Genomic DNA, 25,055 nt, shown 5'->3' on the forward strand with positions numbered 1-25,055 from the left:
AACCAGGGGTCGTCACTTGCCGTGAGCGAGCCCCGCCACACGGTCAACTCGGCGAGTCCAGCTCAGCAGGGCAGGTCCCAGCGGTTGGGGGTCTTGCCGGTGCAGTGGGGGATGAGGTCCAGGCCGGGGATGTCGGGCCCGGGTCGGGTTGCGGTGGCCGGGGGCGTGGTGGTCGGCGCCGTGGTGGGTGGTGCCGTGGTGGGCGGCGCCGTCGTGGGCGGCTTCGTGGTGCTGGGGGGCCGCGAGGTCGGTTTCGTGGTGGGTGGCACGGAGGTGGGGGTGGTCGGGGGCGGCGTGGTCGGGGTCGCCGTGGCGGTGCTCGGTGGTGGTGTCGTCGTCGGGGGGACGGGGTCGTGGGCTTCCGTCCACCACAGGCCGTGGAAGGGGACCTTGACCGTCTCGCTGGCGACGGAGCGACCCAGGGCGGCGGTGGCGGTGATCTTGTGCCAGGAGTGCCGGTGCGGGCGGTCGAGGCCGAGGCGGATGTGGAGCTGGACGCTGACCACGGTGTCGGGGGCCACGGGGGCGGTGGTGCGGCAGGTCGTGCGGGCCCGGCCGTGGGTGGTGCAGGTGAGGCCGGGGGAGCCGCCGATCTTCGTGCCCGGCTCGTCGACGGTGATCTCGACGGGCTTGGTGCTCTGGCCGGTGTTGGCGGCCTGCGCGGTCAGGCGGACGTCGCGCCCCCACGGCAACAGGGTGTCGAACCAGCCGTGGCCCTTGGCCTCGACGCGGAGCTTCACCTCGTCGCGCGGCTCGCGGACCTGGATCGGCACCGAGATGGCCACGCTGATCGTCGAGCCCGCCATCACCGTGCCGGTGATGCGCCCGCCCCCGGCGCCGGGGGTGGCGACGACGCGGAACACCAGGGTGACCGAGTCGCCGGGGCGCAGGCCCGCGCCGCTGGTGCAGGTGACCGTGCCCTTCCCGGCGGGACAGCGCACGGTGCCGGTCTGCGGGGCGCCGTTGAGCCGCAGTGGCGCGGCCGAGCGGAGCCGCTGGCCCGCGATGGCGTGCACGCCCTTGGGCAGCTCCAGCGTCGCCACCACCGGCTCGGACGCGCTGCCGCCGGTGTTGCGGACCGTGATGGGCAGGTCGGTGGGGCCCTGGCCGACGACGAGCGCGAGCGGGCTCAGCGGGTCGGCCGACAGGCTCGGCGGGCCGGGGGTGGGGGTCGGGGCGGGCGCGGGCGGCGGCTGGACCGGCTCCGGCGCGGGCGCGGCCGCGGGCGGCTCGGCGGGCGGGGGGTTCTGGGCGGGGGGAACGGCGGGCGGCGGCTCGCCGGGGAGCGGCTCGCGGGGAGGCGGCTCGGCAGGCGGCGGCTCGACGGGCGGGGCGGGCGGTGCCGCGGGTGGGGCGGGCGGGTCCTGCGCCGCGGCGGGCGGCGGGGCCGCCGCCGCCGGGATCTGCTGACCCGACGGCGTCGCGGCCAGCCCGAGGGCCACCGCCGCGACCAACGCCACCGCGGAGGTCACCAGGCCGAGGAACTGCCGCGGCACGCTCGTCGTGGCCCCCGCGGCCCCGCCTGCCGAGGAGGACACGGCGGCCCCACCGCCGATCACCCCGCCGAGGGCGGCCCCCGCGGTCACGGTGGTCTGGGCGGTGGCGAGGTAACCGGCCACCGCGCCCGAGCCCAGCACCAGCGGCGCGACGAACACCCGCAGCCCGCTGTTGACGTCGGTCAGCTCCGCGGCCAGCGCCCGGCACCGGCCGCACTGGTCGAGGTGGGACTCCACCTGGGCGGTCTCCCGTTTGGACAGTCCACCCCGGACCCACGCGCCCAGCCGCTCGGCCGCGGCCCGACAGCTCTGCTCGGCGGTCTCGGCCAGGTGCACCTGCAGGTACGCCTGGCGCAGCCCCTCGCGGGCCCGGTACGCCAGCGCGGACACGCCGTTCGGGGTCAGCCCCAGCAGCGGGGCGACCTGCGCGGGCAGCTGGCCCTCGACCTCGGTGTGCCACAGCACCGCCTGCCAGCGCTCGGGCAGCGTGGCGAAGGCGCGCGCGGCCAGCGTCCGGTCGAGCCCGGCGACCGCGGTGTCGGTGAACGGCACGCTCACCGCCGCCTGGTCGACGCCGCTGACCTGCGAGACGTCATCGGACAGCTCGACGCGCTTGTCCCGGCGGGTCTTGTCGTACGCGGTGTGGCGCAACGCCGTCAGCAGGTACGCGCGGAAGGCCGAATCCGGCCCCCGGCCCTGCCGCAGCGTGTCCAGGACCTTGGCGAACGCCTCCGAGACCAGGTCGTCGGCCTCGGCGGGATTGCGGGTGAGCTGCCGGGCGAGGTTGTACGCCGCGGCGACGTGTCGTTCGTAGAGCGCGCCGTAGGCGGAGACGGTGCCGCCCCGCACGGAATCGATCAGTTCGGCGTCACTCGGGCCGACGTCAGCCGGAACGGTCGACACGGTCCTCCCCTCCGGTCACGGGCCTGGACTCCCCTCCCGGCCGCGATGCGCCGACCCAGTGTGACGGATGCCTCCGGTGCCGTCACGTTCTCGCCCGTGTGGGGGATGAGGAAGTGCCGCCCACCCGCGTCACGGTCCGCCACGAGCCGCGTCACCCATTGGGGTTCCCCGAGGAGAGGACTGAGTGCGTGGCGGTACGTGAGGTGGGCTCGGTATGGCGCGATGACGCCGGGCGCACGCTGCGGGAGCTGCGGTCCCGGTGGCGAACGGCGAGCCTGGCGGCGGGCTGGCGGTTTCCCAGCGACTGGGGCGTGCCCGAGGTCGACGACGTGTGCGACAGCGTGCTCTCCGGCGCCGACCTCGCCGCCACGCTGGCCTGCCTCGGCGCGGCCCGGGCCCGCGCGGGCGCCGGGCTGGAGGAGACGCTGGCCGACCTGGCCGCCCTGCACGCCGTGCTCACCGCGGACGCGGGCAGGCTGGTCGCCGCCGACCCCGACGACACCCCGGCCCCGCTGCTGCGCACCACGGCCCTGGCGTGGGCGGACGCCGCGATGGGCGAGCTGGGCGCGGTCAGGGCCACCGAGAACCTGACCGGGCTGGGCACCGCCGAGTACCTGCGCATCCGCCTCGGCGAGGTGTACCGGGCGGGGCGGCGCGGCGGGTTCAGCCCCGCGGACACCTTCGTGCTGCTGATCGTGTGCGTCGACCTCACGCGCACGGCGGGCTGGCCCCGGCTGATGGCGATGGCCCTGGTGGCCGAGGTGCTGCGCGAGGTGTTCGACGGCGGGGAGAGCCTGGCCGTGCTGGGGCCGTCGGTGGCCACGGTGCTGGCCGAGCGCGGCCGCGGCCTCGCCGAGCGGGCGCTGGAGACCCGGCTGCGCATCGCCGAGCGGTTCCGGGTGGACGCCGCGCTGCGCGGGGTGTGCCGCCCGGAGATCAGGGTGGAGCGGCTGCCGAGGTCGGAGAAGGCCGTACAGGCCATGGTGGACCGGCTGAGCAGGGCGTGACCGGTAGAGTCCCCGGACCGTGGACGCACGCACCGGTTTGCCCGTGGTCGGGATGGTCGGCGGCGGTCAGCTGGCGCGCATGACGCACCAGGCCGCTGTCGCGCTCGGCCAGTCCCTGCACGTGCTGGCCGCGGGGCCCGACGACCCCGCCGCGCTGGTCTCCCCGACCGTCACCGTGGGGCACCACACCGACCTCGACGCCCTGCGCGGGTTCGCCGAGGGCTGCGACGTGCTGACCTTCGACCACGAGCACGTGCCCACCGAGCACCTGCGCGCCCTGGTCGAGGCGGGCGTGAACGTGCGCCCGGGCCCGGACGCGCTGGTGCACGCGCAGGACAAGCTCGTCATGCGGCGTCGGCTGGCCGAGCTCGGCGTGCCGGTGCCGGAGTTCGCCGAGGTCACCGGGGTCGACGACGTGGTCGGGTTCGGCGACGCCCACGGGTGGCCGGTCGTGCTCAAGACCGCGCGCGGCGGCTACGACGGGCGCGGGGTGTGGGTGCTGGACTCCCCCGCCGCCGCTGCCGAGGTGGTCGGCTCGCTGGCGGGGCGGGCGCTGCTGGTGGAGCAGCGGGTCGCGATGCGCAGGGAGCTCTCGGCGCTGGTGGCGCGCTCGCCGTTCGGGCAGGGCGCGTGCTGGCCGCTGGTGGAGACCGTGCAGGTCGACGGCATCTGCGTGGAGGTGCTGGCGCCCGCGCCGGGGCTCTCGGAGTCGCTCTCGCGCACGGCGCAGGACCTGGCGCTGCGGGTGGCGCGCGAGCTGGACGTGGTCGGGGTGCTGGCCGTCGAGCTGTTCGAGACCGCCGACGGGGTGCTCGTCAACGAGCTGGCGATGCGCCCGCACAACTCCGGGCACTGGACCATCGAGGGCGCGCGGACCTCGCAGTTCGAGCAGCACCTGCGGGCCGTGCTGGACTACCCGCTGGGCGCCTGCGACCCGCTCGCCCCCGTCGTCGTCATGGCGAACGTGCTCGGCGCGGACGTGGCGCCGTCGATGGGGATGGACGAGCGGATGCACCACCTGTTCGCCCGCTTCCGCGACGCGCACGTGCACTACTACGGCAAGCAGGAGCGGCCCGGCCGCAAGATCGGCCACGTGACGCTGCTCGGCGACGACCTGGCGGACGTGCGCTCGCGCGCCAAGCTCGCCGCGCACTGGCTGTCCCATGCCGTCTGGTCAGACGGCTACGAGATCCACTAGGAGTGTCTTCGGTGTCTGCACCCGCGGTCGGCGTCATCATGGGCAGCGACTCGGACTGGCCGGTCATGTCGGCGGCCGCCGACGTCCTCGACGAGTTCGAGGTGGCCTACGAGGTCGGTGTCTATTCGGCGCACCGCACGCCCGGCCGGATGCTGGACTACGCCCGCGACGCCGTCGGGCGCGGCCTGCGGGTGATCATCGCGGGGGCGGGCGGGGCGGCGCACCTGCCGGGCATGGTCGCCTCGGCGACGGTGCTGCCGGTGGTCGGCGTGCCGGTGCCGCTGAAGTACCTCGACGGCATGGACTCGCTGCTCTCGATCGTGCAGATGCCCGCGGGGGTGCCGGTCGCGACGGTGTCGATCGGCGGGGCGCGCAACGCCGGGCTGCTGGCCGTGCGGATGCTGTCGGTGGCCGACGCCGACCTGCGCGCGCGGATGGCCGCCTTCCAGGCCGGGCTCGAGTCCCTGGTGCTGGCCAAGGACGAGGTGCTGCGCGCGTCGGTGCGTCAGAACACAAGGACATCCTAGTAAACGGTTGCTAACCTGGTAGCCGGACTCTACCGGGAGGCAACCGTGGACGTCGGTCTCTACCAGCTCAGCGACGAGCACAACGCGCTGCGTGAAGCCGTGCGCGCGCTGGCTGAGAAGGAGATCGCCCCGCACGCCGCCGACGTCGACGAGCGGGAGCGCTACCCCGTCGAGGCCCTGGCGGCGCTGAACAAGGCGGGCTTCGCCGCGCCGCACATCCCCGAGGAGTACGACGGCCAGGGCGCGGACTCGGTGGCGACCAACATCGTCATCGAGGAGGTCGCCCGCGTCTGCGCGTCGTCGTCGCTGATCCCGGCGGTGAACAAGCTGGGCACGATGAACCTGATCCTGGGCGGGTCGGAGGCGCTGAAGAAGCAGGTCCTCCCCGCGATCGCCGCCGGTGAGAGCGCCTCCTACGCCCTCTCCGAGCGCGAGGCGGGCTCCGACACCGCCGCCATGCGCACCCGTGCCCGCCTCGACGGCTCGTCGTGGGTGCTCAACGGCACGAAGTGCTGGATCACCAACGCGGGCGAGTCCAGCTGGTACACCGTCATGGCCGTCTCGGACCCCTCGGCCGCCAAGCCCGCCGACGGCATCTCCGCCTTCATGGTCCACAAGGACGACCCGGGCTTCGTCGTCGGGCCCAAGGAGCGCAAACTCGGCATCAAGGGCTCCCCGACCCGCGAGATCTACTTCGAGGACTGCACCATCCCCGCCGACCGCGTCATCGGCGAACCCGGCCAGGGCCTCCGCCTGGCGTTCCGCACCCTGGACCACACCCGCCACTCCATCGGCGCCCAAGCCCTGGGCATCGCCCAAGGCGCCCTGGACGCCTCGATCGCCTACGTCAAGGAGCGCAAGCAGTTCGGCCGCGCCATCGCCGAATTCCAGGGCCTCCAATTCATGATCGCCGACATGGCCATGAAAATCGAAGCCGCCCGCCACTTGGTCTACGCCGCCGCCGCCAAGGTCGAACGCCACGACCCCGACGCAGGCTTCGCCTCCAGCGCCGCCAAGACCTTCGCCTCAGACACCGCCATGGAAGTCACCACCAACGCCGTCCAACTATTCGGCGGCGCAGGCTACACCCGCGACTTCCCCGTAGAACGCATGATGCGCGACGCGAAGATCACCCAAATCTACGAGGGCACCAACCAGATCCAGCGCATGGTCATGGCCCGCGCCCTGCTCAAGGGCTAGATTGATCTTGTCACTCGGTCCCTGGGGACGGTCTGATTTCATGATCAGGCCGTCCCCAGGCCGTGAACGGCACCAGGCCGCGCGAACGTCGCGTCAATCGCCAGCCGCGCCCGGTCGTGACTCGACGGCACCATGTGCGTGTAGACGCGGAGGGTGAACCCCGCATCGGCGTGGCCGAGGTAGGCCGACAGCTCCTTGATCGAGACGCCTTGGGCGAGCAGCATCGAGGCGTAGAAGTGCCGCAGCGCGTGCATCCCATCGACGCGCTTGCGCTTGGTGAGCTTGGCTTCTCGGAAGGCCCCTTCCCACACCGTCTTGGTGAACAGGTCCCCGGAGTAGAGCCGCCCATGTTCGCCGGTCGCCATCAGGCGAGCTGTCGCCGGATCGCCGCCGGGCTTGCGCCACGGGAGCGTGATCTCCGGGGCCGGGTAGTCGTCCAAGTGGTAGTCGATCTCTTGGAGCAGGCCTGGGGAGATCGGCACGGTGCGCGTCTTGTTCCCCTTCGGCAGGGCGAACACCTTCACGCCGTTGACGGTGCGGAGCTGTCGGCGGACGTGCACGGTCATGTCCTGCCGGTCCACGTCATCGGGGGAGAGGCCCAGCAGCTCACCCTGCCGCAGCCCGAGACCCGCGCCGAGGGTGACGACGATCCGCCACCGGTCGTCAATGCCCGTCCGCACGGCCTTGACCCGGCTTTCCGGCCACACGTCGGTGACCGCGACCGCGCCACTCGTCGGCCGCCGGATCGTGCTCGCTTTGCACGGGTTGGAGCCGATCAACTTGTCCTCAATCGCGGATTCCATGACGCCGTTCACCGCCGTGAAGAGGACCGCCTTGTAGTTGTCCGAAAAGTCGGCGACCTCAGCCATCCAGTCACGGATGGTCGACGGCTTGATCTTCACCAGAGGCAGGTCACCCAGCGCCGGAAGGATGCGCTTGTCGAGACGGCTACGGAGGACTTCCCGCGTAGCCGGGTCGTCGGACTGTCCTTTGAGCCAGTTCTCCGCTTGCGCGCGGAACAGCTTCTGAGCGCCCTTCGGGTCGAGGTACCGCCCTTCCCGCTTGTCGCTCTCCACGGACAACAGGAAGTCGTCTGCCGCCTTCTTCTGCTTGTCCGGGAAGCTCCTGGCCCGCTCCTTGCCGGTGGGGTCGAGGTAGCGCACGCGATAGCGGTCGCCCTTGCCGAACAACTCGGTCTTCTCACGGACCGGCTTGCCCTTGTCGTTCAGCACGGGCTGCTGAGTCTCCGGGTCGATCTTCGGCCGGTACCACCGGTCTTGGACGTGTCCCATCGCCGCCCCTACGCCGCATCCGCGAGCCAGACCCGCAACGCCGCCGGGTCATAGCGGAGATGACGCCCGACCTTGCGGACCGGAGGACCTTCACCCCGCCACTTCCACTGGTAGAGCGTCTTCACCGGTACGCCGAGGTACGCGGAAACGTCCTCCACGGTCCAGAGCCGATCAATCGAACTCACGTTGTCCATCAGATCCCCCCAGTTCACGCGGCCATCGGTGGAGTTGCTGAAACATCTGGCCGGCTCATCCCGGCCGCGAGTAGCGCGGTGTCGTACTCGGCTCTCCACCGGATGCGCTCGGAGATGGCGTGCATGAGCAAGTGCGCCCGTGGTGGGGCATTGGTGTCGCCGGGAGCGAGCTTGCGCCACACGAACTGGGCCGGGTCACGCTCCGGTGGCCGGATGCCGACACCTTCGAGCATCGACAGCACGAACGCCCGCCGGTCGGCCTTATGTTCGGCCACGGTCTTCCCGGACCACTTCCGCGAGACCAGCACCCGCCGTCCCGGCAGTCCGAGCGTCGACCGGCGGTGAGCCCGGCCCTTGCAATGCCCCGGAGTCGTCCGCGAGGTCACCCCGAGCGGCTGAACCCCGTAGAGCAACCAGACCGCGCAACGTGGCGAGCATGGCGTTACCGCCAATTCGGCGTGTAGGCGGTCGTGGTGGTCTCGTTGCCGGTCGGTGTCGGCGGAGATGACTTCGCCGGTGGACTTGGTGAGGTACTTGGTCAGGTATCCGATGTGGCGTCCGGCTTCCTCGGTGCCGCCGAGGATGCCCTTGGAGTGCACCTGCGCTCCGAAGGTGGCCACGTGCGCCGGTTCCTCAACGTCTTCGAGCGCGTCCGCCCACGCCGTCAGAGGGCGCCGGGTGTCCGGGTCTACGAACTGCTCTCCATCCCACACCGGCAGGTGCTCCCCGCCGTAGACGAGCTGGTCATGCTGTGGCCACCACACCTGGAGGTAGGTGGCCGCGGTGACCTGGCGGATGACCTCGTGGGGGATGGAACCGCGGATCGCTGTGTGCAGGTGCGGTGCTGTGCGCTTCTGCGGTTCGACGGTGGCGAAGTACTGCACATCCCAGCCCACGATGCGGCGCAGGTTCTGCCACCAGCGGTCGATCAGGGAGGCGAAGTGCACCGCGTCCCGAGCCGCCCGCCGGTAGTCGTAGGTGTTCGGGTTGCGCGGGGTGCCGTCGGCCAGGACAGGGCCGTAGGTGTCGCAGGTGAGCGTGACGAACATGGAGGGTCGGTAGCCGCCTGCATACTCGCGGCCCACGGTGCGCTTCTCCACCCGCCGACGAGGCAAACCAGGAGCGTCCTTCCTGCGCTTGGTCGACCGCTTCGGGGACACCTTCGTCCCAGGCCCGTCCGGGTTCGGCAGACGACCAGTCACGCCAGTGGCGTGCAGTTCCTCATCCACCGCCCGGATGTCCTCACGCAGTTCGTCCGCGTCCACATCCCCAGCGGCATCGGCCCGCCGATAGGCGTCCACCAAGTCGGCGCGCAGCTCCAACAGCGCCTTCTGATCATCCGAGGGTGCACGGCGGACATCGACCGGCTCAACGGACAAGTGCCAGCCCTCGCGGCACTGAGTCATCCGCAACGCACGAGCCTTCCGCGCACACGGCCCGCACACGCTCTCCACCATCGATCCACACGGGACACCGACGTAACGGAGTTGCCCGGTGGTGACGTCGCCGACTTCCATCGTGAACGGACGCACACACACGCCCCACTGCTCAGCCGTCGCGGTCACGACATCGAGGGCGAGCGGTGGTCTGACCTTCGTGGGCGCGCTCATGCCGCTTCACCGCCGTCCGTGGCGTGCAACTCAGGGAAGGCGTGAATGCTGGCCGAGGTACCAAAGACGTAGTGGACAAGCTCGGTGATGTCGGTGTCAGTCACATGAAAAGCCCGCGCCCGCACCGGATCGCGCTTCCCATCCTCCTTCACCCACGCCACCCCCGGCGTACTCTCCGGAATCTCATGCGCGTTCCCGCCCCGAGCCCGAACTCCGTCGCCAAGGACCATGTCCACCTGCGTCGCCTCATCCAGCCGCAACGCGATCCGTGTCGTGAACAGGTTCCGGAAGGGGACGATCTCCTTACGCGGGTCCTGGACCAGCCCCAGCACCGCGACCCCCGGAGCCCGCCCCTGGGAGGTGATCGTTTGGAGGGCCGCTGCCGCGCGTTCTTTGAGTTTGCGGTCGGGTTGGTAGGCGATGATGTCGGCGAGTTCATCGAGCACCAGGAGCAGGAACGGCTCCCCACTGGCCGGTGTCCAACCCCGCAGGATGCCCCGGAACCGCGCCGCCCGAGCCCTGGTCTCCTCGGCGAGTGATTCGAGCAGTTCGACGGCTGCCGCGCCGTTGCTGTAGACGGGGCCGCCGTGGAACAGCTCGGGAGCCTGTCCCAGCTCCATGCCGCCCTTGGGGTCGATCCCGTAGACCCGGACCAGGCCCGAGCGCAGCGCCGGAGCCAACGCCCGCAGCACCGCCCACAACACCGACGCCTTGCCCGCGCCCTGCACACCCACGGCGAGGAACTGCCCACCGAGCAACCGCAGCGTCCACGGCTTGCCGGTCTCCGTGCGCCCGATCACCACCCGCTTCAGATCGACCGTCGAGCCCTGCTCTGCCAGCTCGGGAACCGCCAACGGCGAGGCGAGTGGGTCGGCGTGGACGAAGTCGAGTTCGATCGTTCCCGGCTTGACCATGCGCACGCGGCAGGACCGAGCCCGGAACGAGTGCGCCAACCCCGAAGCCCGTAGCTCCCACTGTTCGGGGGCCTGTCCGGGGATCATCCGTACTCGTACGCGGTCGCGCCACCATTCCGAGCGGGTGCGCTTGAGCTTGGGTCGGTACTCCCGGCCCTTGGCGTCCCCGCAGAGCCCTGCCAGCCGGGTGACCGTGCGCCACTGTGTCGAGTACACCAGCGCCCGTCGCAGCTCCGTGCGCATCCACCGCACCCGTGCCAGGAACCCGAGGGTGTCCCGGTGCCACCACAGCAGCCCACCCACCACGGACCCGAGGGCCAGGCCACCGAGCAGCCACCACCCGCCGAGTTGGTGTAGCGGTACCCCGCCGAGGGCCAGGACCACGCCCAGCACCACCGACACCGGGTAGTACCAGGCCACCCGCACCACCCTGGCCGTAGCCCAGAGGAGCACCCAGGCCAACGCCAGCGGGGAGAGCAGTACCTTTGCCTTCCAGGGCAGCAACGTCCACCAGGGAAGCCGCGGACGTGCCACCTCCAGGGGTGCCGGGTCGACCCACCGGCTGTTGCCGCCCATCACCAACCACCCCGAGTCTTGGCGTCGGTGGGAGCGGTGATCGTGCCGAACACCAACCCCAACACCCCGGAGCAGTTCGAACACTTCTCCTCACCCGGCAACAACCGAGCGAACCGCCTGCATTCGGCACAACGGTTTCCTGTCCGGGTGGTGCCCCTTGCGGAGTGCCCCCGGTTGTGACTTACGCTTGCCATGTCTGATTCGCTTCCGAGTCGGGCAAGCGGGAGCGGTCAAACCGGCGACCAACCATTCTGGCCGCTCCCACCTACAAGTTCCTTATGTATCAAGAGGTTTCGGGCGCGGCAGGAACACGCGAGCGCCCCTCGATGCCCACGTGTCCCTGCCCCACCAGCACTATTCGGTTGTCGAGCGCGTAGCCCCTAGTGCGCGCCCTGCTCCACCTGCTCGGTCTTGGCCTGGGTGAGTGCTTCCTGCCCCAGGCCGAGGAAACGTTCCAGCGCGGGCCGGGTGAAACACATCTCGAAGGTCTCCCGATCACCGCCCAGGATGAGGTCGACGCCTTGGTCGTCGTTGGTGGTGAACCGCATGGGGCATGTGTCGCCGATCTCGGCCCACAAGCCCACAGAGACGTGACGAATCATTCTGATCTACCTAACGTGTGTGGTTACTTGCAATGTGGATTACGTGTCAGCCAGCAAGGCCCGTGACCGATCCGGGGCGAAAGCCGCCGACCGCAGAGTGGTGAACACCGCTTGGTAGTCGGCAATCGCGGTGTCGGTGTCGTGGTAGTGATGGGCCTGCCGGGTTTCCTCGCACACGACCACCCCCGCCGGGCCGTGGACGATCTCGAATCCGCCCGAGAGCGCTAGTGCGGGGTCCAGGCCGTAGGGGACTACCTGAACGGTCACGTTCGGCAGACCCAAGACGTGTCGCACCAGTGCGCGGAAAACGGCGGGTTGCGGTCGCCGGGTGAGGTGTTCCTCCACCAACCACAGCAACTCGGGTGGATCGTCGCCGTCGAGGACGTGCCAGCGGTCGGTGGTGATGAGCCCGCCAAAGCACGCCACGTCGTACAACTCCACCCGCGAGGCGTACGCCTCCAACCCGACCACCAACTCAGGCCCGGACAGTGTCGGGCGGGATGGGGACCGGTGGGCCAGCTTGCGCAGGTGCAGCCACCGGGGCAACGCCTCCAGCGCATCCAGGCGCCGCAGCAGCACCTCCAGAGCAGGAGCGCTCAACAGGTTCTTCCCGGCAATCGCCTGAGTGACCGAGGCGCGAGTCGTGCCCAACCACTCACCCACCTGGCCATGAGTCACCGACCGCGCAGCCAGCAGCCGAACCAGTTCGAAGCACAGAAGCCGCCGTGCAACATCCTTGTCCAGCTCAGGCCCGGTCACCGCCTCAACATCAATCGGGCCGACTCGCCGAGAGGCCGTCATCGTTGCCCCCTTGGAAGTCGGGAGCGCCTATTGCGTGTTGGCTGCTTGTCGCTCTCAGCGCTTACCCGCGCATCCCACTCACGAGACTGCGCCTCGAACGCTTCGGCCGCAGCACGCACAGCCGCCAAGGCCCACCACGGAAGCCCGCCCGTAGCTGCGATCTCTCGCCACACCACGGCGACATCCCAGGACGCCGAGACCATCTGTGCGGCGGCACCGGGGTCACTCGGGCCGAGACGGGCGACGTTCTCCGAGGCCGCGCCATACGCCCGGTACGCCTCCTGCCAACGCTCATCCAGCACATCAGGCACCATCACCCACGCCTCTCCGAGCAACCTGGGCGAGGTTGAGCTGAGCAGTCCTGAACGCCGCCCGAAGGCAAGCGCACGAGGCCGCCAAGCCCTTTCCCACCCGCCGCGCTCATCTCGAACGTCACGCGGCCTTGGTGGTCTCGGACTTGCCCGACGTGTCCGACGTCGCGGCGGCCCTGCGCTGATGACCACCCGATGTCCCAACGGCCCGGAAGCCGGAGGCCCGGTACACGTACGACTGGTACTTGAACTCCCCGTTCCCGGCGATCCGGGGCTCAGCCGTCAGCCCCTCCAACTCCACCGGCCGCATACCCGGCAGCGCTTCCGCCGTGGTCGGCACCGGCTGAACCTCAGCCAGGAACGTCACCTCGAAGGACGCCCGCTTGGCGTTGGGCTCACCGGGGTCCGTCATCACGGCCTTCCACTGGCGCAGACCCGTCGCCTCGTCCGTCCGCTGCCTGACCGGGCGGTTCTTCGCCTTGTCCTCCCTGCTCTGGAACTCGTTGTCCGGCATCACCACGCCCGTCATGACCAGGCCGCTGGGAAAGGCGTCTTCAAAGGCGATGGGGAACCGGTGCCCCTTGCTGATAGCCATGCTGGTGACCTTCCGTCGTGTCGGCCGCGTCGTCTCACGAGCCGCTACCTACACATTCGGCCTGGTCACAGTCCCTTCTCGACCGCGTCTGGGTCTCGCCTGGAACCGCTTGGACTCATCGAGTCTCATCTTGTCTCGTCTTCGTGGTACGTTCGGTCTCGCTAAGGCTCGGAGGGAGTGAGACATGGGGGACAAGACCGTGTTGCTGGGCGTCCTGCTCAAGCAGCGCCGAATCAACGGGTACAGCGCGTTCTGCCGCGAGTATGCGAGGGCAGCAGAGGCTACGGACGCATCCCTAAAGCGTGCCTACCCAAGCAAGGCCCAGTTCTACCGCTGGGTGTCCGGCGAAGTCGTCACGCTTCCCTATGGTGATCATTGCCGGGTGCTTGAGACGATGTTCCCGAGCTGGACCGCGGAGCAGTTGTTCGAGCCGTATACCGACAACATCGAGTTCGTGCCGGAACCCGCATCGGCCGCGGGAAGGCCACCCACTCCAGACGCAAACCAAGAGTTGGTGCGGGTCTACCCCACAAGATCCGCCGTGCCGTACTCGCTGTGGACAGACCTGATCCACGGCGTGACAACGCAGATGGACGTTCTGGTGTTCTCCGGCCAATTCCTAGTGGAGCAGTTCAACATCCTGCCCGTCGTCCGAGCAAAGGTCAGCGCTGGCGTGAGGTTCAGGTTTGTCGTCGGCGACGAGACCTCACCAGCGGTCATCCAACGAGCGGCCGAGGAAGGAACCACCGGCGGACTAGAGGGCCGCATCCAGATGATGCGCCGCTACCTCAGCGACGTCGCCGACTTGCCCGGCGTCGAGGTTCGGACGCACGGAACGATCCTCTACAACTCGATCTACCGGTTCGATGACCAAGCCCTGATCAACGGCCACGCCTTCGGCTCAATGGCCGGACAGAACCCGATCCTGCACCTGCGGCGAACCGAAGGCGGCACGATGTGGCGGCACTACATGGAGTCGTTCGACCGAGTGTGGGCTGTCGCATCCGAGGAGGCGCGCTAGATGGCTCGAATCGACTACTTCAACGACCCCAACGCGCCAGAAGTGAACAGCGTCGTCCCCTCAGTCACGGTCGCCATCCGAGACGAATCCGGAAGAATCCTGCTAATCCACAAGGTGGACAACGACCTGTGGGCACTACCAGGAGGCGGCCATGACCCCGGGGAGCGAATCACAGACACAGCAGTCCGCGAGGTCCAAGAGGAGACCGACCTCACGGTCGAGATCATGCGCCTGGTCGGCACCTACACCGACCCCCGCCACGTCATGCAGTACGACGACGGCGAAGTACGCCAACAGTTCTCACTGTGCTTCGAGGCGAAGTGGATCAGCGGCAGCCCCAGGGAGGACGGCTCCGAAACCAAGGCCGTCAAGTGGGTAGAACCGAGCGAGCTGGACCGCCTCAACATCCACCCGTCAATGCGTCTGCGGATTGACCACGCCCTAGACGACAGCCGCCGGTCTCCCTACCTGGGGTAACTCTGCCGCATCCGCGCTTCCGTGCGCTCAATACACAGACCGATCTCTATATCTGCCCGCAGCCAAGCCGCATGCACCGGGCTGTCCGCCGGGTACCTGCTCAGAATTTCGGCGATGCGCTCCCGATACGTAAGCCTCGTACCGTCCGGTCCCGTGGTCATGTCTGCCGTGACCAGAGCATCCATGATCGGACTGTCCTCCAACTCAAAGGCCGCCAACTCCGCAGAGAGCCCGCGTTCCTCTGCCTCGAAGCGAGCTCCCGAATGATGCGCAACCAAGCAAACGAGCTGCCTGGAGCATCCAAGCCGCTCTAGATATCGCGCCCCGTCGAGCGGATGAAAACCAGTCACGTCAACCTCAGGGGCATACCCGATGTCGTGAAGCCAGGCCGCAGCAACTAACACCTGCGCTGCGGCTTCCCCCAAGGCCATTACCGACGGGCGCAGATCGTCAGCCTGCTTGGCAACCGCCTGTACATGCTCCCACCGGCGACCCAAGGGCGGCAGAAGCCGCAGCGCAAGTTCCTGGGCATCCAGAATCAAGCCCCATCGCCTACTATGGTTCACGGCCATCAATCCGCCAGGAACCGGCGGGATTACCTTCAGGAAGACGTGGTCGAGCAATGGAGCCGCTGACAGCATCAGCGAGGTAACATAGCCATCGCTCGACAAACTCGTCTAACTGGCCGTCCTCCAATGCAACGACCGGCCGCGCTATACCCGTAGCTTTGGAGCCTTGGTTTAGCATCCTGGCGACCTGAAGATCTGGCACCATAGCGAAAGGAAAGATAGAACGTTCGCTCTCAGTCGCTAGCCCGAACGCAAATTCGAACCATTTAAACGCACCCTTTTCCTGTGCGTCACAGTAATAAATTGCATGCGAACGTCCTCGATAGTCGAGATCATCGCTATCGTCGCCGACACGAACGATTAATGCAGCGTGCGCGATGACATCAAATGGCGCTTCATGCCACGCGAGGTCCCGCGAGTCGTGCATTCCACTATAGCGCAATCGGCCAGCTCCAAGTATGAATGCGACCCCCTCATTCGGCAGCTCCGACAACACTCCCAGAGGGGCGGCCTCTACAGCAGCATTGAATAGGCGGGTAATGATCTTCCCTACCTTGCGATAGGCGATATCCCGCAACTCGTTTCGTCGTTCATTCTCAAGTTGGGTCATCAGAGTTGCTCGCGCCTCGGTAGCGATCTTCCTAACTTCTCTACGGTTCGCCTCTTGCAACTTAGCGAATGCAGGGGATGGGTTGGACCGCATGATGGTGTTCAGTCGAGCTACAAGATTTGCTGCCGTGGGTCGCGCCTCAGGTCTCTTATAGAGGCACTCCTCGACGAGAGTTGCTATAGCTACCGGAACTTCGTTCATCTCTGGAGGGTCACCAAATAGGTGCTGGTCGCGATAGTCACTCGCTGACGGTCCACGGAAAGGTCGGTTTCCGGTAAGCATTTCGAACGCCACAACGCCTAGCGAGTAAATGTCTGACGCGGGAACTGCGCGCTCGCTCCTCCAACGCTCAGGTGCGGTGTATTGGGCTGAACCTGCCATCTTGCGAGTATGAGTGCTCGTGTCATCCTCAACATATCGAGCGATTCCAAAGTCGGCCAAGCACCATCTTTCTTCTAGAAGAAGAATATTCCCAGGCTTGATATCTCTATGTACCGCCTGATCTCCAATGCTGGCAAGCGCTTCGGCGATATCTATAAGAACTTCCACGGCCGTTTTAAAGGCGACTGGTCCATTTGTTTGCTTGAGCCAATCATGCAACGAGCACTTTGCCCGTGGCATCACGATGATGTAGTGATCTTCGGTCTCGCCGCGATCCAATATCGGGACCACGTTCCGAGCTTCTGGAAGCTCGAAAAGAGCTTCGCGCTCAGCGCCTGGAACTTTCGGCACCATCTTTAGCGCGCCATCGATACCCTCTGCGTTGGCGGAGTAGACGTGACCATAACCGCCGCTACCTAGCGGATCGCCAAGCACCCATTCGTGCTTCTCAAGCCTGTAAGACGACTGCATTGTACGATTGTGCCATAGGTCACGCCGTCGTCTTGGGAAGCGTCGTAGCACTGCCGAAGTTGGCTCTATGGGATCAAGGCCGCGCCGCCTGCGCGTCGCGGCGCGAGTTGGCCTGTCCCGTTGGCATCGCAGCGGCCTGGTCATCGCGCCAAGGCGCGGGCTCCCGCTTCGCTCACGCCCGCGCTGGCGCGCGGCAGGCCCCGGCGGAGCCGGTCCAGTGCGCGCCGCGCCACGCAGGCGGCACGGCTAGGAAGCAAGAGGTAGGGCAGAGGCTTCCCTCATCGCCGCGATCGTCTAACGCCGGGAGCACGGCATCAAGGGCGCCTGCGGCGTCGCTGCGCGATGGAGCACAGCTCCACCCTTGACACCGCACTCCCAGCGCTAGGAGCGGCCAGGAGCAGGAAGCAAGGGGGCGAGCAAGCCCAACGGATTCCGACTCCGCCGGTCGACTCACCAGGGAGCACACATGCGCGCCAGCCGTCGTGATCCAGGGCCTAACCAGATGGTCATGTGGACCCGCTACGCCCTCACCGAGGACCGCGGGACCTACCAGGAGCCGAAGCGGCGGAAGGCCGCGAGGAAGGCCCGGCCGAAGCCCGCTCCACGGCCCTACCGGGAGACCGAGCTTGGACGGCGAGCAGCCCGCCGAGAGCAGCAGCGCACCCCGGCGGGCGGTTCAAGATCAGGCCGTGGCCAGGCCGTCAGAGGTCGGGTAGCGGTGGAAACCGGCGAGAAGTGTCGAGAACATCTCCGCAGCTCAGAGCCCGTCCACGCTGGAGGACGCCGAGGTCGGAAAGCTCAGGAGAGGAATCACCCAAATTTACGAGGGCACCAACCAGATCCAGCGCATGGTCATGGCGCGGGCACTGCTCAAGGGCTAGAGCCAGCGGCCTGTCGCAGCCGCCCCGCGCTTCCACTTCGGTGGGTGCGCGCGGGGCGGCTTCTCGTTTATGGGTGGAACTCCGTGAGATGGGTGGGATACGCTGCCGCGGCACTCCCGGTGCGAAGCTCCACGGCTACTTCACTTCCACTGAAACCACGCCGTGGGGCGACATTGATCTCGGGAGCCACAACGACAGGCTGTGTGCCCGGTGCGCAGGTAGCGGTTACTTCCACTGTAAATGGGGTTGTCGCGGGTTCGAGTCCCGTCAGCGGTTCGCCGCTGTAGCTCAGGTGGCAGAGCGCCTATGTCACCGCCACCGACTTTGATCTCGGGCCACGCCTGTCGTTGCTGCTCCCCTTCCCTGGAAGGGGTGAGATGGCCAGGTTCAACATCGCCGCCATCAAGGCGGCCGTGTTCTCTCCCGTGGTCACCGAGGCCGTCCCCAGTGGACTCACCCACGAGGGTGGGTCCGGCCATGCCCGTGACACCCGGTCGGAGCTGTTCCTGCTCGCCGTCGCCAACATGGTCGGCGAGAACACCTTCTACGAGTCCGCCGACAAGCGGGACACCCGCTACGCCGAGCTCGTCGCGCGGGCCGCGGTCGAGCACCCGGACTGGACCGCCCGGTTCCTCCGCTGGCTCCGCACCGACGGCAACATGCGCACCGCCTCGATCGTGGGCGCCGCGGAGTACGTGCGCGCCCGCCTCGCGGTGGCCGGAACCCGGCCTGCCCGCCGGCACGAGACCGCCGACGCCGCCGGGCAGTTCGAGGGCGACAACCTCTCCTACTCCACCATCAGCAACCGCGCCGTCATCGACAGCGTGCTCCAGCGCGCCGACGAGCCGGGTGAGCTGCTCGCCTACTGGACGTCGGTCCACGGCCGCAACGTGCCGAAGCCGGTCAAGCGCGGCGTCGCCGACGCGGTCGCCCGCCTCTACGACGAGCGGTCACTGCTCAAGTGGGACAGCGACTCGCGCGGCTGGCGCATGGGTGACGTCGTCGACTTCGTCCACCCCAGCCCGCGCGCGGAGTGGCAGGGCGACCTGTTCGCCCACGCCCTCGACCGCCGCCACGGACGGGACAACCCCATCCCGGCGTCCCTGGCAACGCTGGCCGCGCGCGCGGAGCTGATGGCGTGGCCGGTCGAGAAGCGGCGCGAGCTGTTCGCCCGGCCCGAACTGGAGACCGCGGTGTCCCTGCTGCGGCAGGCGGGCATGACGTGGGAGGCACTGGCGGGGTGGTTGCAGGGCCCGCTGACCGCCCGCGCGTGGGAGGCGATGATCCCGTCCATGGGCTACATGGCGCTGTTGCGGAACCTCCGCAACTTCGACCAGGCCGGGGTGTCGGACGAGGTCGCCGAGCAGGTGTGCGCGCGTCTCGCCGACCCCGCGCAGGTCGCCAAGTCCCGGCAGCTCCCGATGCGGTTCCTGTCCGCCCACAAGGCGGCGCCGTCGCTGCGGTGGGGGTACGCCCTCGACAAGGCGCTGACCGCGTCGCTGGCCACCGTGCCCGCCCTGGCAGGCCGCACCCTGGTGCTCATCGACACCTCCGGTTCGATGAACGCCGGGTTCAGCAAGAACGGCACCCTCATGCGCTGGGACGCCGCCGTCGTGTTCGGGCTGGCTGTCGCGGCGCGCTGCGCGCATGCCGACGTGGTGTCGTTCAGCAACGGCTACGGGGGCGCCGCCGCCACCAAGGTGTTCCCACTGCGCAAGGGTGAGTCGCTGCTGCGGTCGGTCGACCGGTGGCAGTCCGACGGGTACTTCATCGGCGGCGGCACCGACACTCCCGGCGCGATCCGCGCGCACCTGCGTCCCCGATTCCACGACCGGCTGCTGATCCTCACCGACGAGCAGACCACCGGTCACGTCAACAGCGCGGTACCTGCGACCATGCCGCTCTACACGTGGAACCTAGCCGGATACCGCATGGGCCACACCCCGTCGGGCGTGGCCAACCGGCACACGTTCGGCGGACTGACCGACGCGGCGTTCCGCATGGTCCCGCTGCTGGAGGCAGGCCGCAACGCCGACTGGCCGTTCTGAGTACCGCCGCCCCCGCGCTCCCCACTTCGGTGGTCGAGCGCGGGGGCGGCATTCTTTCTCGCCAGCCGTTGAGCCAGTGGGTGCGGTGGGTGTCGGCCTTGGTGGTGATGGCGGCGTGGTGGGGCAATCGAGTTTGGCTGAGGACCGAAGGTGTCCGCAATGACCTCTACTGTTGCGTTGAGACACACAGAGAGGGGCGATCAACATGACCAGCCTGGAGACCACGCTGACCGGTGAGCGGGCCGACATCCTGGAGACGCTGCGGGCGCAGCGGCACTTCCTGCGGTTCACGGCGCAGAACCTGACCGACGGGCAGGCGCGTGAGCGGACCACGGTGAGTGAGCTGACCATCGGCGGGTTGATCAAGCATGTTGCGACCGTGGAGTTGCGGTGGCGGCGGTTCATCGTCGAGGGACCGCAGGCGATGGCGTTCGATGGTGATTTCGAGAGCTGGGGGGACAACTTCACGCTGTCCGCCACCGAAACCGTCGCCGACATGCTCGCCTGGTACGACGAGATCGCCAAGGACACCGACGAGTTGGTGGCCACTGTCGACCTCGACCTGACCCACCCGCTGCCCGAGGCGCCGTGGTTCGAGGTGGGGGCCACGCGGTCGGCACGCAGGGTCTTCATGCACATCGCGGCGGAGACGGCGCAGCACTGCGGGCACGCCGACATCATCCGGGAATCCCTTGACGGTCAAAAGACCATGGGCTGACCGGCACGACTGCCTCTTGCGGGTTCCAGCACCAGCCGGGACCCTGGGCAGTGTGACCGGTCGCACATGCCCGCACTGCGACGGCCTGGGAGTCCTGCGGTGGCATCAGGCCATTCCCACGGCCGGCGGGTTCGTGCTGCGCGAGATGGAGCACCCGTGCCCCCTGGGCTGCGGCGGCGCGTGGCACTACCCGGCGGCCGAGGCCGACCTGGTGGTCGAGTCAGGACCGGTTGCCGAACACCCGGGTCACCAAGGGCTGGTAGAGCGAGCCGAGTAACCGGGGCAGGGCGTCGATTATGTAGGCGTCCGGGCCGACGAGGATGCGCGCGCGGTCCTTGCGCACCCCGTCGAGGATCACCCGCGCCGCCGTCTCCGGCGAGGTCATCGCCGTCTTCTCGAAGGCGTCGGCCTCGGCGGCGGAGGTGGCGCGGGCGTTGCGGGCGATGTTGGTCTTGATCCCGCCCGGGTGTGCGCACGAGACCCCGACCCCGGTGCCGCGCATCTCCTGCCGCAGCGACTCGGTGAAGCCGCGGACGGCGAACTTGGCGGAGTTGTAGGCACTCTGGGTCGGCACGCCGATCAGACCGAACACACTGGACACGTTCACCACGTGCCCCCGCGAGGCGACCAGGTGCGGCAGGAACGCCCGGGTTCCGTGGACCACGCCCCAGAAGTCGATGTCCATGACCCAGCGGAAGTCCTCATCGGACATCTCCCGCACGGTCCCCTTCAACGCCACCCCGGCGTTGTTGACCACCAGGTCCACCCGACCGAAATCGGCCACAACCGCGTCGGCGTGGGCGTAAATGGCGTCCCGGTCGGCCACGTCGAGCCGGTAGTTGCGCACGCGGTCGCCGGTCTCCACCAGCCCGTCGACGTCGATGTCCGAGGCGGCCACCCGCGCGCCCTCGGCCAGCAGGGACCGCACCAGCGCCCGCCCGATGCCCGACGCCGCACCGGTCACGACCGCGACCTTGTCCTGGAACGACCGCACGTGAACCTCCACTCAAAGATCGACGGTCGCGCGTTCCGCCGCCCGGTGGGCGGCCACCTTCGCCGGGTCGGCGTTGCTCACCTGCACCACCGAACCGCCCGCGGCCAGCGGCGCGACCAGCGCGGCCAGCACCCCGTCAGGCACCGCCCAGTCCCGCGTCGACAGCACCCGCGGCGCGTCGGGCCAGTCGCGCGCCCGCGCCGCCGCCAGCACCTCGGCCACGGTCATCCTGGCCAGCGCGGGGGTGTCGTCGGGCACGGGCGCGCCGGAGTAGTCGTCGCCGAACAGCCGGGCCTCGCCGACGAAGTCCACCGCCGCGCCGACCGGGCCGCCGAGGTCCCGGCCCATCGGGTCGAGGGAGACCGCCGCGACGACACCGCTGCCGCTGCCCTCGACAGCCGCGTCGGCGCCGCGGCCGCGGCCGGGCACGAAGGTGACCCGCGCGTCGCCGGTGACCACGTGCGCCCCGCACCACCACGCCCCCAGCAGGACGCCCGCGGTCTGCCAGTGCGCGGGCAGCAGCACGGCCACCGGGTCGCCGGGCTCGATGTCGTGCTCCTCCACCAGCCAGTTGGCCGTCTTGGCCGCCCAGTTCGCCAGCGTGGCCACCGACAGCTCCACCCGCGTGCCCGCGGCGTCGTCGTAGTGGGTGACGGCCGGGCGGGCCGGGGACAGCGGGCGCAGCAGCAGCTCGGTCAGGCTCACAACAGCTCCATCAGTCGACACAGGGGGCCGCGGCGGCGCGGCCGTTGAGCACCAGCAGGCGCCCGCCCGCCAGGCCGTCGCCCTCGACCGCGGGCGGCGCGGCGGGGGCCGGGGGCGGCGTGTCCGACACCAGGGCGGCCACGTAGGACTTCACCGCGGTCAGGTCGACGGTGATGATGCTCTGGTCCCGGTCGCTGCGGACGCCGACGCCGGTCACCGGGATCGTGACGAACTCGACCTTGCCCGAGGCCAGCGCCTGCGCCTGGTTGACCAGGTCGAGGAAGTGCAGGCCCGGGTCCATGACCACGGTCTTGGCCACCGCGTCCTCCAGCGCGGTCAGGCGCGCGGGGTCGGCGAGGGTGCCGCCGCTGAGGACCTTGTTCATCGCCGAGGCCAGGAACGTCTGCTGGCGCACGATGCGGTCGAGGTCGCCGCGGGGGAGGCCGTTGCGCTGGCGGACGAAGGAGACCGCGTCGCCGCCGCGCACGGTCTGCGGGCCCGCCCGGAAGCTCGCCCCGGAGTCCGGGTCGCTGGTGCCGTGGTTGAGGCAGACGTCCACGCCGTCGATGGCCTCGGTGAGCAGGTAGAACCCGTAGAGGGTGACCTCGGCGTAGTGGTCGACGCGCACCCCGGTCAGCCCCTGGACGGACTTGATGAGCGCGGTGCGCCCGGCGCTGTCGGACTCGCGCTCGATCTTGGCCTTGTCGGCCTCGCCGCCGTTCCTCAGCGCCTGCGCGGTGAGCTCCTTGACCACGCCGAACGCGCCGTTGATCTTCTCGTCGCGGTGCCCGGGGACGGCGACGTAGGTGTCGCGGGGGATGGACACCGCGTAGCTCTTGCCGCCGCCCTTGGGCAGGCGCAGCAGGATCAGCGTGTCGGTGTTGATCGTCTCGGTGGCCTCGGTGCGCAGCTCGCGCAGCACCGCGGCCGACAGCGGCCTGCCCTGCAGGTCGGTGCGGGTGTCGCTGCCGACGAGCAGGATGTCGTTGGCGCCGTCGTCCGCGGGTGGGGTCTCCGGGCTCTCCTGGGCGACCACGAGGGCGTCGGTCGTGGTCACGTTCTCCTGGAAGTCGTCGATGCGGGCCCACACCACCGCCATCGCCACCACGACCGCCACCGACACCAGCGCGATGACCCCGCGCCCGGCCATCAGCAGGCCCCTGCGCCCGACCGGCGCCCGCACCTGGTCGGTTCTCTCCGTCACGTCCCGTCACCCTCCTCCGCCCTGTCGAGCCTAGACAACGCGCCCGCGCCAGGCCGCCGGTTGACCGCGGGACGGGAGATCGATCACTGATCGTGTCGTGGGTCAGTTGACGCAGGGCACCGAGCCCGCCTCGACCGTCGTGGGCGCCGCCCCGGTCGTCGTGGCGGTCGTCGTGGCGGGCGCGGTCGGCGTCTCCTCCGGGATGGGCGGCTGGAGCCGCAGCGGGGTCTGGCCGGTCAGCCCGCTGGTGCCCTGGAAGTTGGCGCCCTGAAAGTTGGTGTTCTGGAAGCCGGTGTTCTGGAAGTTGGTGCCCAGCACGACCCGGACGTGCCCGGCGGCCAGCGTGGCGTCCACCTCGAAGGTGAACGCCCCGCCGAGCGAGCCCGCGACCGTCCTGGCCTTGCCCGCCTCGCCCGCCGCGTGCCGGATGATCGACCCGGCCCGCACCCGCTCGTCGCCGACCCCGCCCGGGACGTAGCCCAGCCCGGCCAGGGTGCCCAGCACCCCGGCGGCCAGCCCGCGCGTGTTCGAGCCGTTGCGCACCTCGACGGTGATCCCCGTGGCCGAGGTCGGCACGATCCCGGCCGTCGTGATGGGCGCTGAGGAGGTCGGGGCTGAGGATGTGGGAGCTGAGGAGCTGGTCGACGCCTGGTCGGCCACCCCGGTGACCCGCTCGACGTAGGCGCGCACCTCCGCCGGGTCGACACTGATCACATCGGCGCCGCCGATGCGCGCGTCACCCCGCGTCGGGATCGTGTGGAACTCGATGTTCCCGCTGCTCAGGCCCTGCATCTGGGAGGCGAAGCGGGACAGGTTCCAGCCGGTCGAGAGCACCACCGAGCGCTGCACCGCGGCCACCAGCTCGCGGGCCTTCGACGGGCTGGTCAGCATGTCCGCCGAGAGCACCTTGTCGGCCAGGGCGGCCAGGAACACCTGCTGGCGCACGATCCGGTCGAGGTCGCCGTTGGGCAGCCCGTAGCGCTGGCGGACGAACGACAGCGCCGACCGGCCCTGGATGACCTGCCTGCCCGCGGTGAACTTCGCCCCGGAGCGCCAGTCGGAGACGTCCTCGTTCAGGCACACCTCGACGCCGCCGATGGCTTTGGTGACCTCGTAGAAGCTGGCCAGGTTGACCTCGGCGTAGCGCTCGACGCGCAGCTCGGGGCCGACCAGGCGCTCGACGGCGGCGATGAGGTTCTTGCGCCCGGCGACGGTGGCCTGCTCGTCCAGCTCGTCCGCGTCCTCGACGCCCCGCTCGAGCAGGGTCTGGCGGGTGTCGTTGTAGGCGTAGGCGAAGGCGGAGTTGAGCCTGCGCTTGCCGAAGCCCTCGCCGATGTCGACCCAGGAGTCGCGCGGGAAGGAGAAGGCGACCGCGCGCGTGCCGTCGACCGGGATGTGCACCAGGATCATGGTGTCGGTGTTGCGCTCGCCGTCGGACTCGCCCGCGTTGAGCATGTCCAGCACCTCGCGCGGCAGCGGGTTGCCGTAGGCGTCGGTGCGGCTGTCGATGCCCACGAGCAGCAGGTCGACCGCGCCGTCGAGGGGCTCGGGGCCGGAGTCGGCCACGTCGGCGGCGATCACGTCGGTGGTGACGGTGTTGGCGTCGATGTCGCCGAAGGTCACCCAGCCGTAGGCCGCGGCGGCGAGCACGCTCGCCGATGCCAGCGCCGCCACCCCGCGCACCACCGCCCGGCCGCCCTGTGACCAGGCGTCCTGCGCACGCTCGTCCACGCGGGTCCTCCCCATTTCC

At 69.2% G+C, this 25,055-nt stretch carries 22 protein-coding genes; 8 read left to right on the forward strand and 14 right to left on the reverse strand.

The genetic code is table 11. The features are described from left to right. Window positions 1–62 precede the first annotated feature (62 nt). Entirely contained in the window at window positions 63–2,399 is a 2,337-nt protein-coding gene (locus ACTG9Q_RS21820) for a sigma-70 family RNA polymerase sigma factor (RefSeq protein WP_455574691.1), read from the reverse strand. Window positions 2,400–2,587: 188 nt separating this feature from the next. On the opposite strand from ACTG9Q_RS21820, the gene ACTG9Q_RS21825 reads away from it, so the two are divergent. The 4 genes from ACTG9Q_RS21825 to ACTG9Q_RS21840 are packed head-to-tail and all read left to right on the forward strand — an operon-like array spanning window position 2,588 to window position 6,331. After that, on the forward strand, window positions 2,588–3,406 hold the full coding sequence (locus tag ACTG9Q_RS21825; RefSeq protein WP_455574692.1) for a GGDEF domain-containing protein: 819 nt from the start codon (window positions 2,588–2,590) through the stop codon (window positions 3,404–3,406). Window positions 3,407–3,425: 19 nt separating this feature from the next. Continuing rightward, window positions 3,426–4,604, forward strand: a complete 1,179-nt coding sequence (locus tag ACTG9Q_RS21830) for a 5-(carboxyamino)imidazole ribonucleotide synthase (RefSeq protein WP_455574693.1) — start codon at window positions 3,426–3,428, stop codon at window positions 4,602–4,604. Between the two features lie 11 nt (window positions 4,605–4,615). Continuing rightward, a complete protein-coding gene (purE, locus tag ACTG9Q_RS21835) occupies window positions 4,616–5,131 on the forward strand; it encodes a 5-(carboxyamino)imidazole ribonucleotide mutase (RefSeq protein ID WP_455574694.1) in 516 nt (171 codons plus the stop codon). 45 nt (window positions 5,132–5,176) lie between these two features. Beyond that, the gene (locus ACTG9Q_RS21840; protein WP_455574695.1) at window positions 5,177–6,331 is read left to right on the forward strand and encodes an acyl-CoA dehydrogenase family protein; all 1,155 of its coding nucleotides are present in this window, start codon (window positions 5,177–5,179) and stop codon (window positions 6,329–6,331) included. 44 nt (window positions 6,332–6,375) lie between these two features. Here ACTG9Q_RS21840 and ACTG9Q_RS21845 read toward each other — a convergent pair whose 3' ends face one another. The 7 genes from ACTG9Q_RS21845 to ACTG9Q_RS21875 all read right to left on the reverse strand — a co-directional run bounded on the left by ACTG9Q_RS21845 (window position 6,376) and on the right by ACTG9Q_RS21875 (window position 13,226). Next, window positions 6,376–7,563, reverse strand: a complete 1,188-nt coding sequence (locus ACTG9Q_RS21845; RefSeq protein ID WP_455574696.1) for a tyrosine-type recombinase/integrase — start codon at window positions 7,561–7,563, stop codon at window positions 6,376–6,378. Window positions 7,564–7,631: 68 nt separating this feature from the next. Next, window positions 7,632–7,817, reverse strand: coding sequence for a helix-turn-helix domain-containing protein (locus ACTG9Q_RS21850; protein WP_455574697.1), 186 nt, complete (start codon window positions 7,815–7,817; stop codon window positions 7,632–7,634). Window positions 7,818–7,831: 14 nt separating this feature from the next. Then, a complete protein-coding gene (locus ACTG9Q_RS21855; protein ID WP_455574698.1) occupies window positions 7,832–9,427 on the reverse strand; it encodes a replication initiator in 1,596 nt (531 codons plus the stop codon). Continuing rightward, window positions 9,424–10,917 carry an FtsK/SpoIIIE domain-containing protein gene (locus ACTG9Q_RS21860; protein ID WP_455574699.1) on the reverse strand — a complete coding sequence of 498 codons (1,494 nt, stop codon included), beginning with the start codon at window positions 10,915–10,917 and terminating at the stop codon, window positions 9,424–9,426. The genes ACTG9Q_RS21855 and ACTG9Q_RS21860 overlap by 4 nt, the downstream gene beginning before the upstream one ends. A 380-nt stretch (window positions 10,918–11,297) precedes the next feature. Next, window positions 11,298–11,465 carry a hypothetical protein gene (locus ACTG9Q_RS21865; RefSeq protein ID WP_455574700.1) on the reverse strand — a complete coding sequence of 56 codons (168 nt, stop codon included), beginning with the start codon at window positions 11,463–11,465 and terminating at the stop codon, window positions 11,298–11,300. Window positions 11,466–11,558: 93 nt separating this feature from the next. Next, window positions 11,559–12,278, reverse strand: a complete 720-nt coding sequence (locus ACTG9Q_RS21870; protein ID WP_455574701.1) for a Scr1 family TA system antitoxin-like transcriptional regulator — start codon at window positions 12,276–12,278, stop codon at window positions 11,559–11,561. A gap of 474 nt (window positions 12,279–12,752) precedes the next feature. Then, complete coding sequence (locus ACTG9Q_RS21875; protein WP_455574702.1) at window positions 12,753–13,226, reverse strand: hypothetical protein; 474 nt, start codon at window positions 13,224–13,226, stop codon at window positions 12,753–12,755. Window positions 13,227–13,410: 184 nt separating this feature from the next. On the opposite strand from ACTG9Q_RS21875, the gene ACTG9Q_RS21880 reads away from it, so the two are divergent. Both ACTG9Q_RS21880 and ACTG9Q_RS21885 read left to right on the forward strand, forming a co-directional pair. Continuing rightward, on the forward strand, window positions 13,411–14,247 hold the full coding sequence (locus ACTG9Q_RS21880; protein ID WP_455574703.1) for an XRE family transcriptional regulator: 837 nt from the start codon (window positions 13,411–13,413) through the stop codon (window positions 14,245–14,247). Further along, on the forward strand, window positions 14,248–14,724 hold the full coding sequence (locus ACTG9Q_RS21885; protein WP_455574704.1) for an NUDIX hydrolase: 477 nt from the start codon (window positions 14,248–14,250) through the stop codon (window positions 14,722–14,724). Here the strand turns inward: ACTG9Q_RS21885 and ACTG9Q_RS21890 are convergent. Further along, the gene (locus ACTG9Q_RS21890) at window positions 14,712–15,266 is read right to left on the reverse strand and encodes an HD domain-containing protein (protein ID WP_455574705.1); all 555 of its coding nucleotides are present in this window, start codon (window positions 15,264–15,266) and stop codon (window positions 14,712–14,714) included. The two genes, ACTG9Q_RS21885 and ACTG9Q_RS21890, sit on opposite strands and share 13 nt — an antisense overlap. Before the next feature lie 13 nt (window positions 15,267–15,279). Further along, the gene (locus ACTG9Q_RS21895; RefSeq protein WP_455574706.1) at window positions 15,280–16,755 is read right to left on the reverse strand and encodes a serine/threonine-protein kinase; all 1,476 of its coding nucleotides are present in this window, start codon (window positions 16,753–16,755) and stop codon (window positions 15,280–15,282) included. A gap of 1,258 nt (window positions 16,756–18,013) precedes the next feature. Here ACTG9Q_RS21895 and ACTG9Q_RS21900 point away from each other — a divergent pair. Further along, window positions 18,014–19,684, forward strand: coding sequence for a TROVE domain-containing protein (locus tag ACTG9Q_RS21900; protein ID WP_455574707.1), 1,671 nt, complete (start codon window positions 18,014–18,016; stop codon window positions 19,682–19,684). Window positions 19,685–19,889: 205 nt separating this feature from the next. Beyond that, window positions 19,890–20,402, forward strand: coding sequence for a DinB family protein (locus ACTG9Q_RS21905; RefSeq protein ID WP_455574708.1), 513 nt, complete (start codon window positions 19,890–19,892; stop codon window positions 20,400–20,402). A gap of 220 nt (window positions 20,403–20,622) precedes the next feature. Here the strand turns inward: ACTG9Q_RS21905 and ACTG9Q_RS21910 are convergent, their stop codons facing one another. From ACTG9Q_RS21910 to ACTG9Q_RS21925, 4 genes are all read right to left on the reverse strand, one after another. Next, the gene (locus tag ACTG9Q_RS21910; protein ID WP_455574709.1) at window positions 20,623–21,396 is read right to left on the reverse strand and encodes an SDR family NAD(P)-dependent oxidoreductase; all 774 of its coding nucleotides are present in this window, start codon (window positions 21,394–21,396) and stop codon (window positions 20,623–20,625) included. Between the two features lie 12 nt (window positions 21,397–21,408). Further along, window positions 21,409–22,101 carry a TIGR03089 family protein gene (locus ACTG9Q_RS21915; RefSeq protein ID WP_455574710.1) on the reverse strand — a complete coding sequence of 231 codons (693 nt, stop codon included), beginning with the start codon at window positions 22,099–22,101 and terminating at the stop codon, window positions 21,409–21,411. A gap of 10 nt (window positions 22,102–22,111) precedes the next feature. Then, window positions 22,112–23,305: an LCP family protein gene (locus tag ACTG9Q_RS21920; protein ID WP_455574711.1), complete on the reverse strand. Its 1,194-nt coding sequence runs from the start codon at window positions 23,303–23,305 to the stop codon at window positions 22,112–22,114. Between the two features lie 102 nt (window positions 23,306–23,407). Beyond that, the gene (locus ACTG9Q_RS21925; protein WP_455574712.1) at window positions 23,408–25,036 is read right to left on the reverse strand and encodes an LCP family protein; all 1,629 of its coding nucleotides are present in this window, start codon (window positions 25,034–25,036) and stop codon (window positions 23,408–23,410) included. Between the last annotated feature and the right edge of the window lie 19 nt (window positions 25,037–25,055).

Source organism: Actinokineospora lacus (genome assembly GCF_053813445.1).

Excerpts from the sequence above, each read along its gene's own strand:
- ACTG9Q_RS21905 (WP_455574708.1), top strand. The coding sequence starts at position 19,890 with ATGACCAGCCTGGAGACCACGCTGACCGGTGAGCGGGCCGACATCCTG.
- ACTG9Q_RS21880 (WP_455574703.1), top strand. The coding sequence starts at position 13,411 with ATGGGGGACAAGACCGTGTTGCTGGGCGTCCTGCTCAAGCAGCGCCGA.
- ACTG9Q_RS21895 (WP_455574706.1), bottom strand. The coding sequence starts at position 16,755 with ATGCAGTCGTCTTACAGGCTTGAGAAGCACGAATGGGTGCTTGGCGAT.
- ACTG9Q_RS21865 (WP_455574700.1), bottom strand. The coding sequence starts at position 11,465 with ATGCGGTTCACCACCAACGACGACCAAGGCGTCGACCTCATCCTGGGC.
- ACTG9Q_RS21900 (WP_455574707.1), top strand. The coding sequence starts at position 18,014 with ATGGCCAGGTTCAACATCGCCGCCATCAAGGCGGCCGTGTTCTCTCCC.
- ACTG9Q_RS21850 (WP_455574697.1), bottom strand. The coding sequence starts at position 7,817 with ATGGACAACGTGAGTTCGATTGATCGGCTCTGGACCGTGGAGGACGTT.
- ACTG9Q_RS21875 (WP_455574702.1), bottom strand. The coding sequence starts at position 13,226 with ATGGCTATCAGCAAGGGGCACCGGTTCCCCATCGCCTTTGAAGACGCC.
- ACTG9Q_RS21855 (WP_455574698.1), bottom strand. The coding sequence starts at position 9,427 with ATGAGCGCGCCCACGAAGGTCAGACCACCGCTCGCCCTCGATGTCGTG.
- ACTG9Q_RS21860 (WP_455574699.1), bottom strand. The coding sequence starts at position 10,917 with ATGGGCGGCAACAGCCGGTGGGTCGACCCGGCACCCCTGGAGGTGGCA.
- ACTG9Q_RS21885 (WP_455574704.1), top strand. The coding sequence starts at position 14,248 with ATGGCTCGAATCGACTACTTCAACGACCCCAACGCGCCAGAAGTGAAC.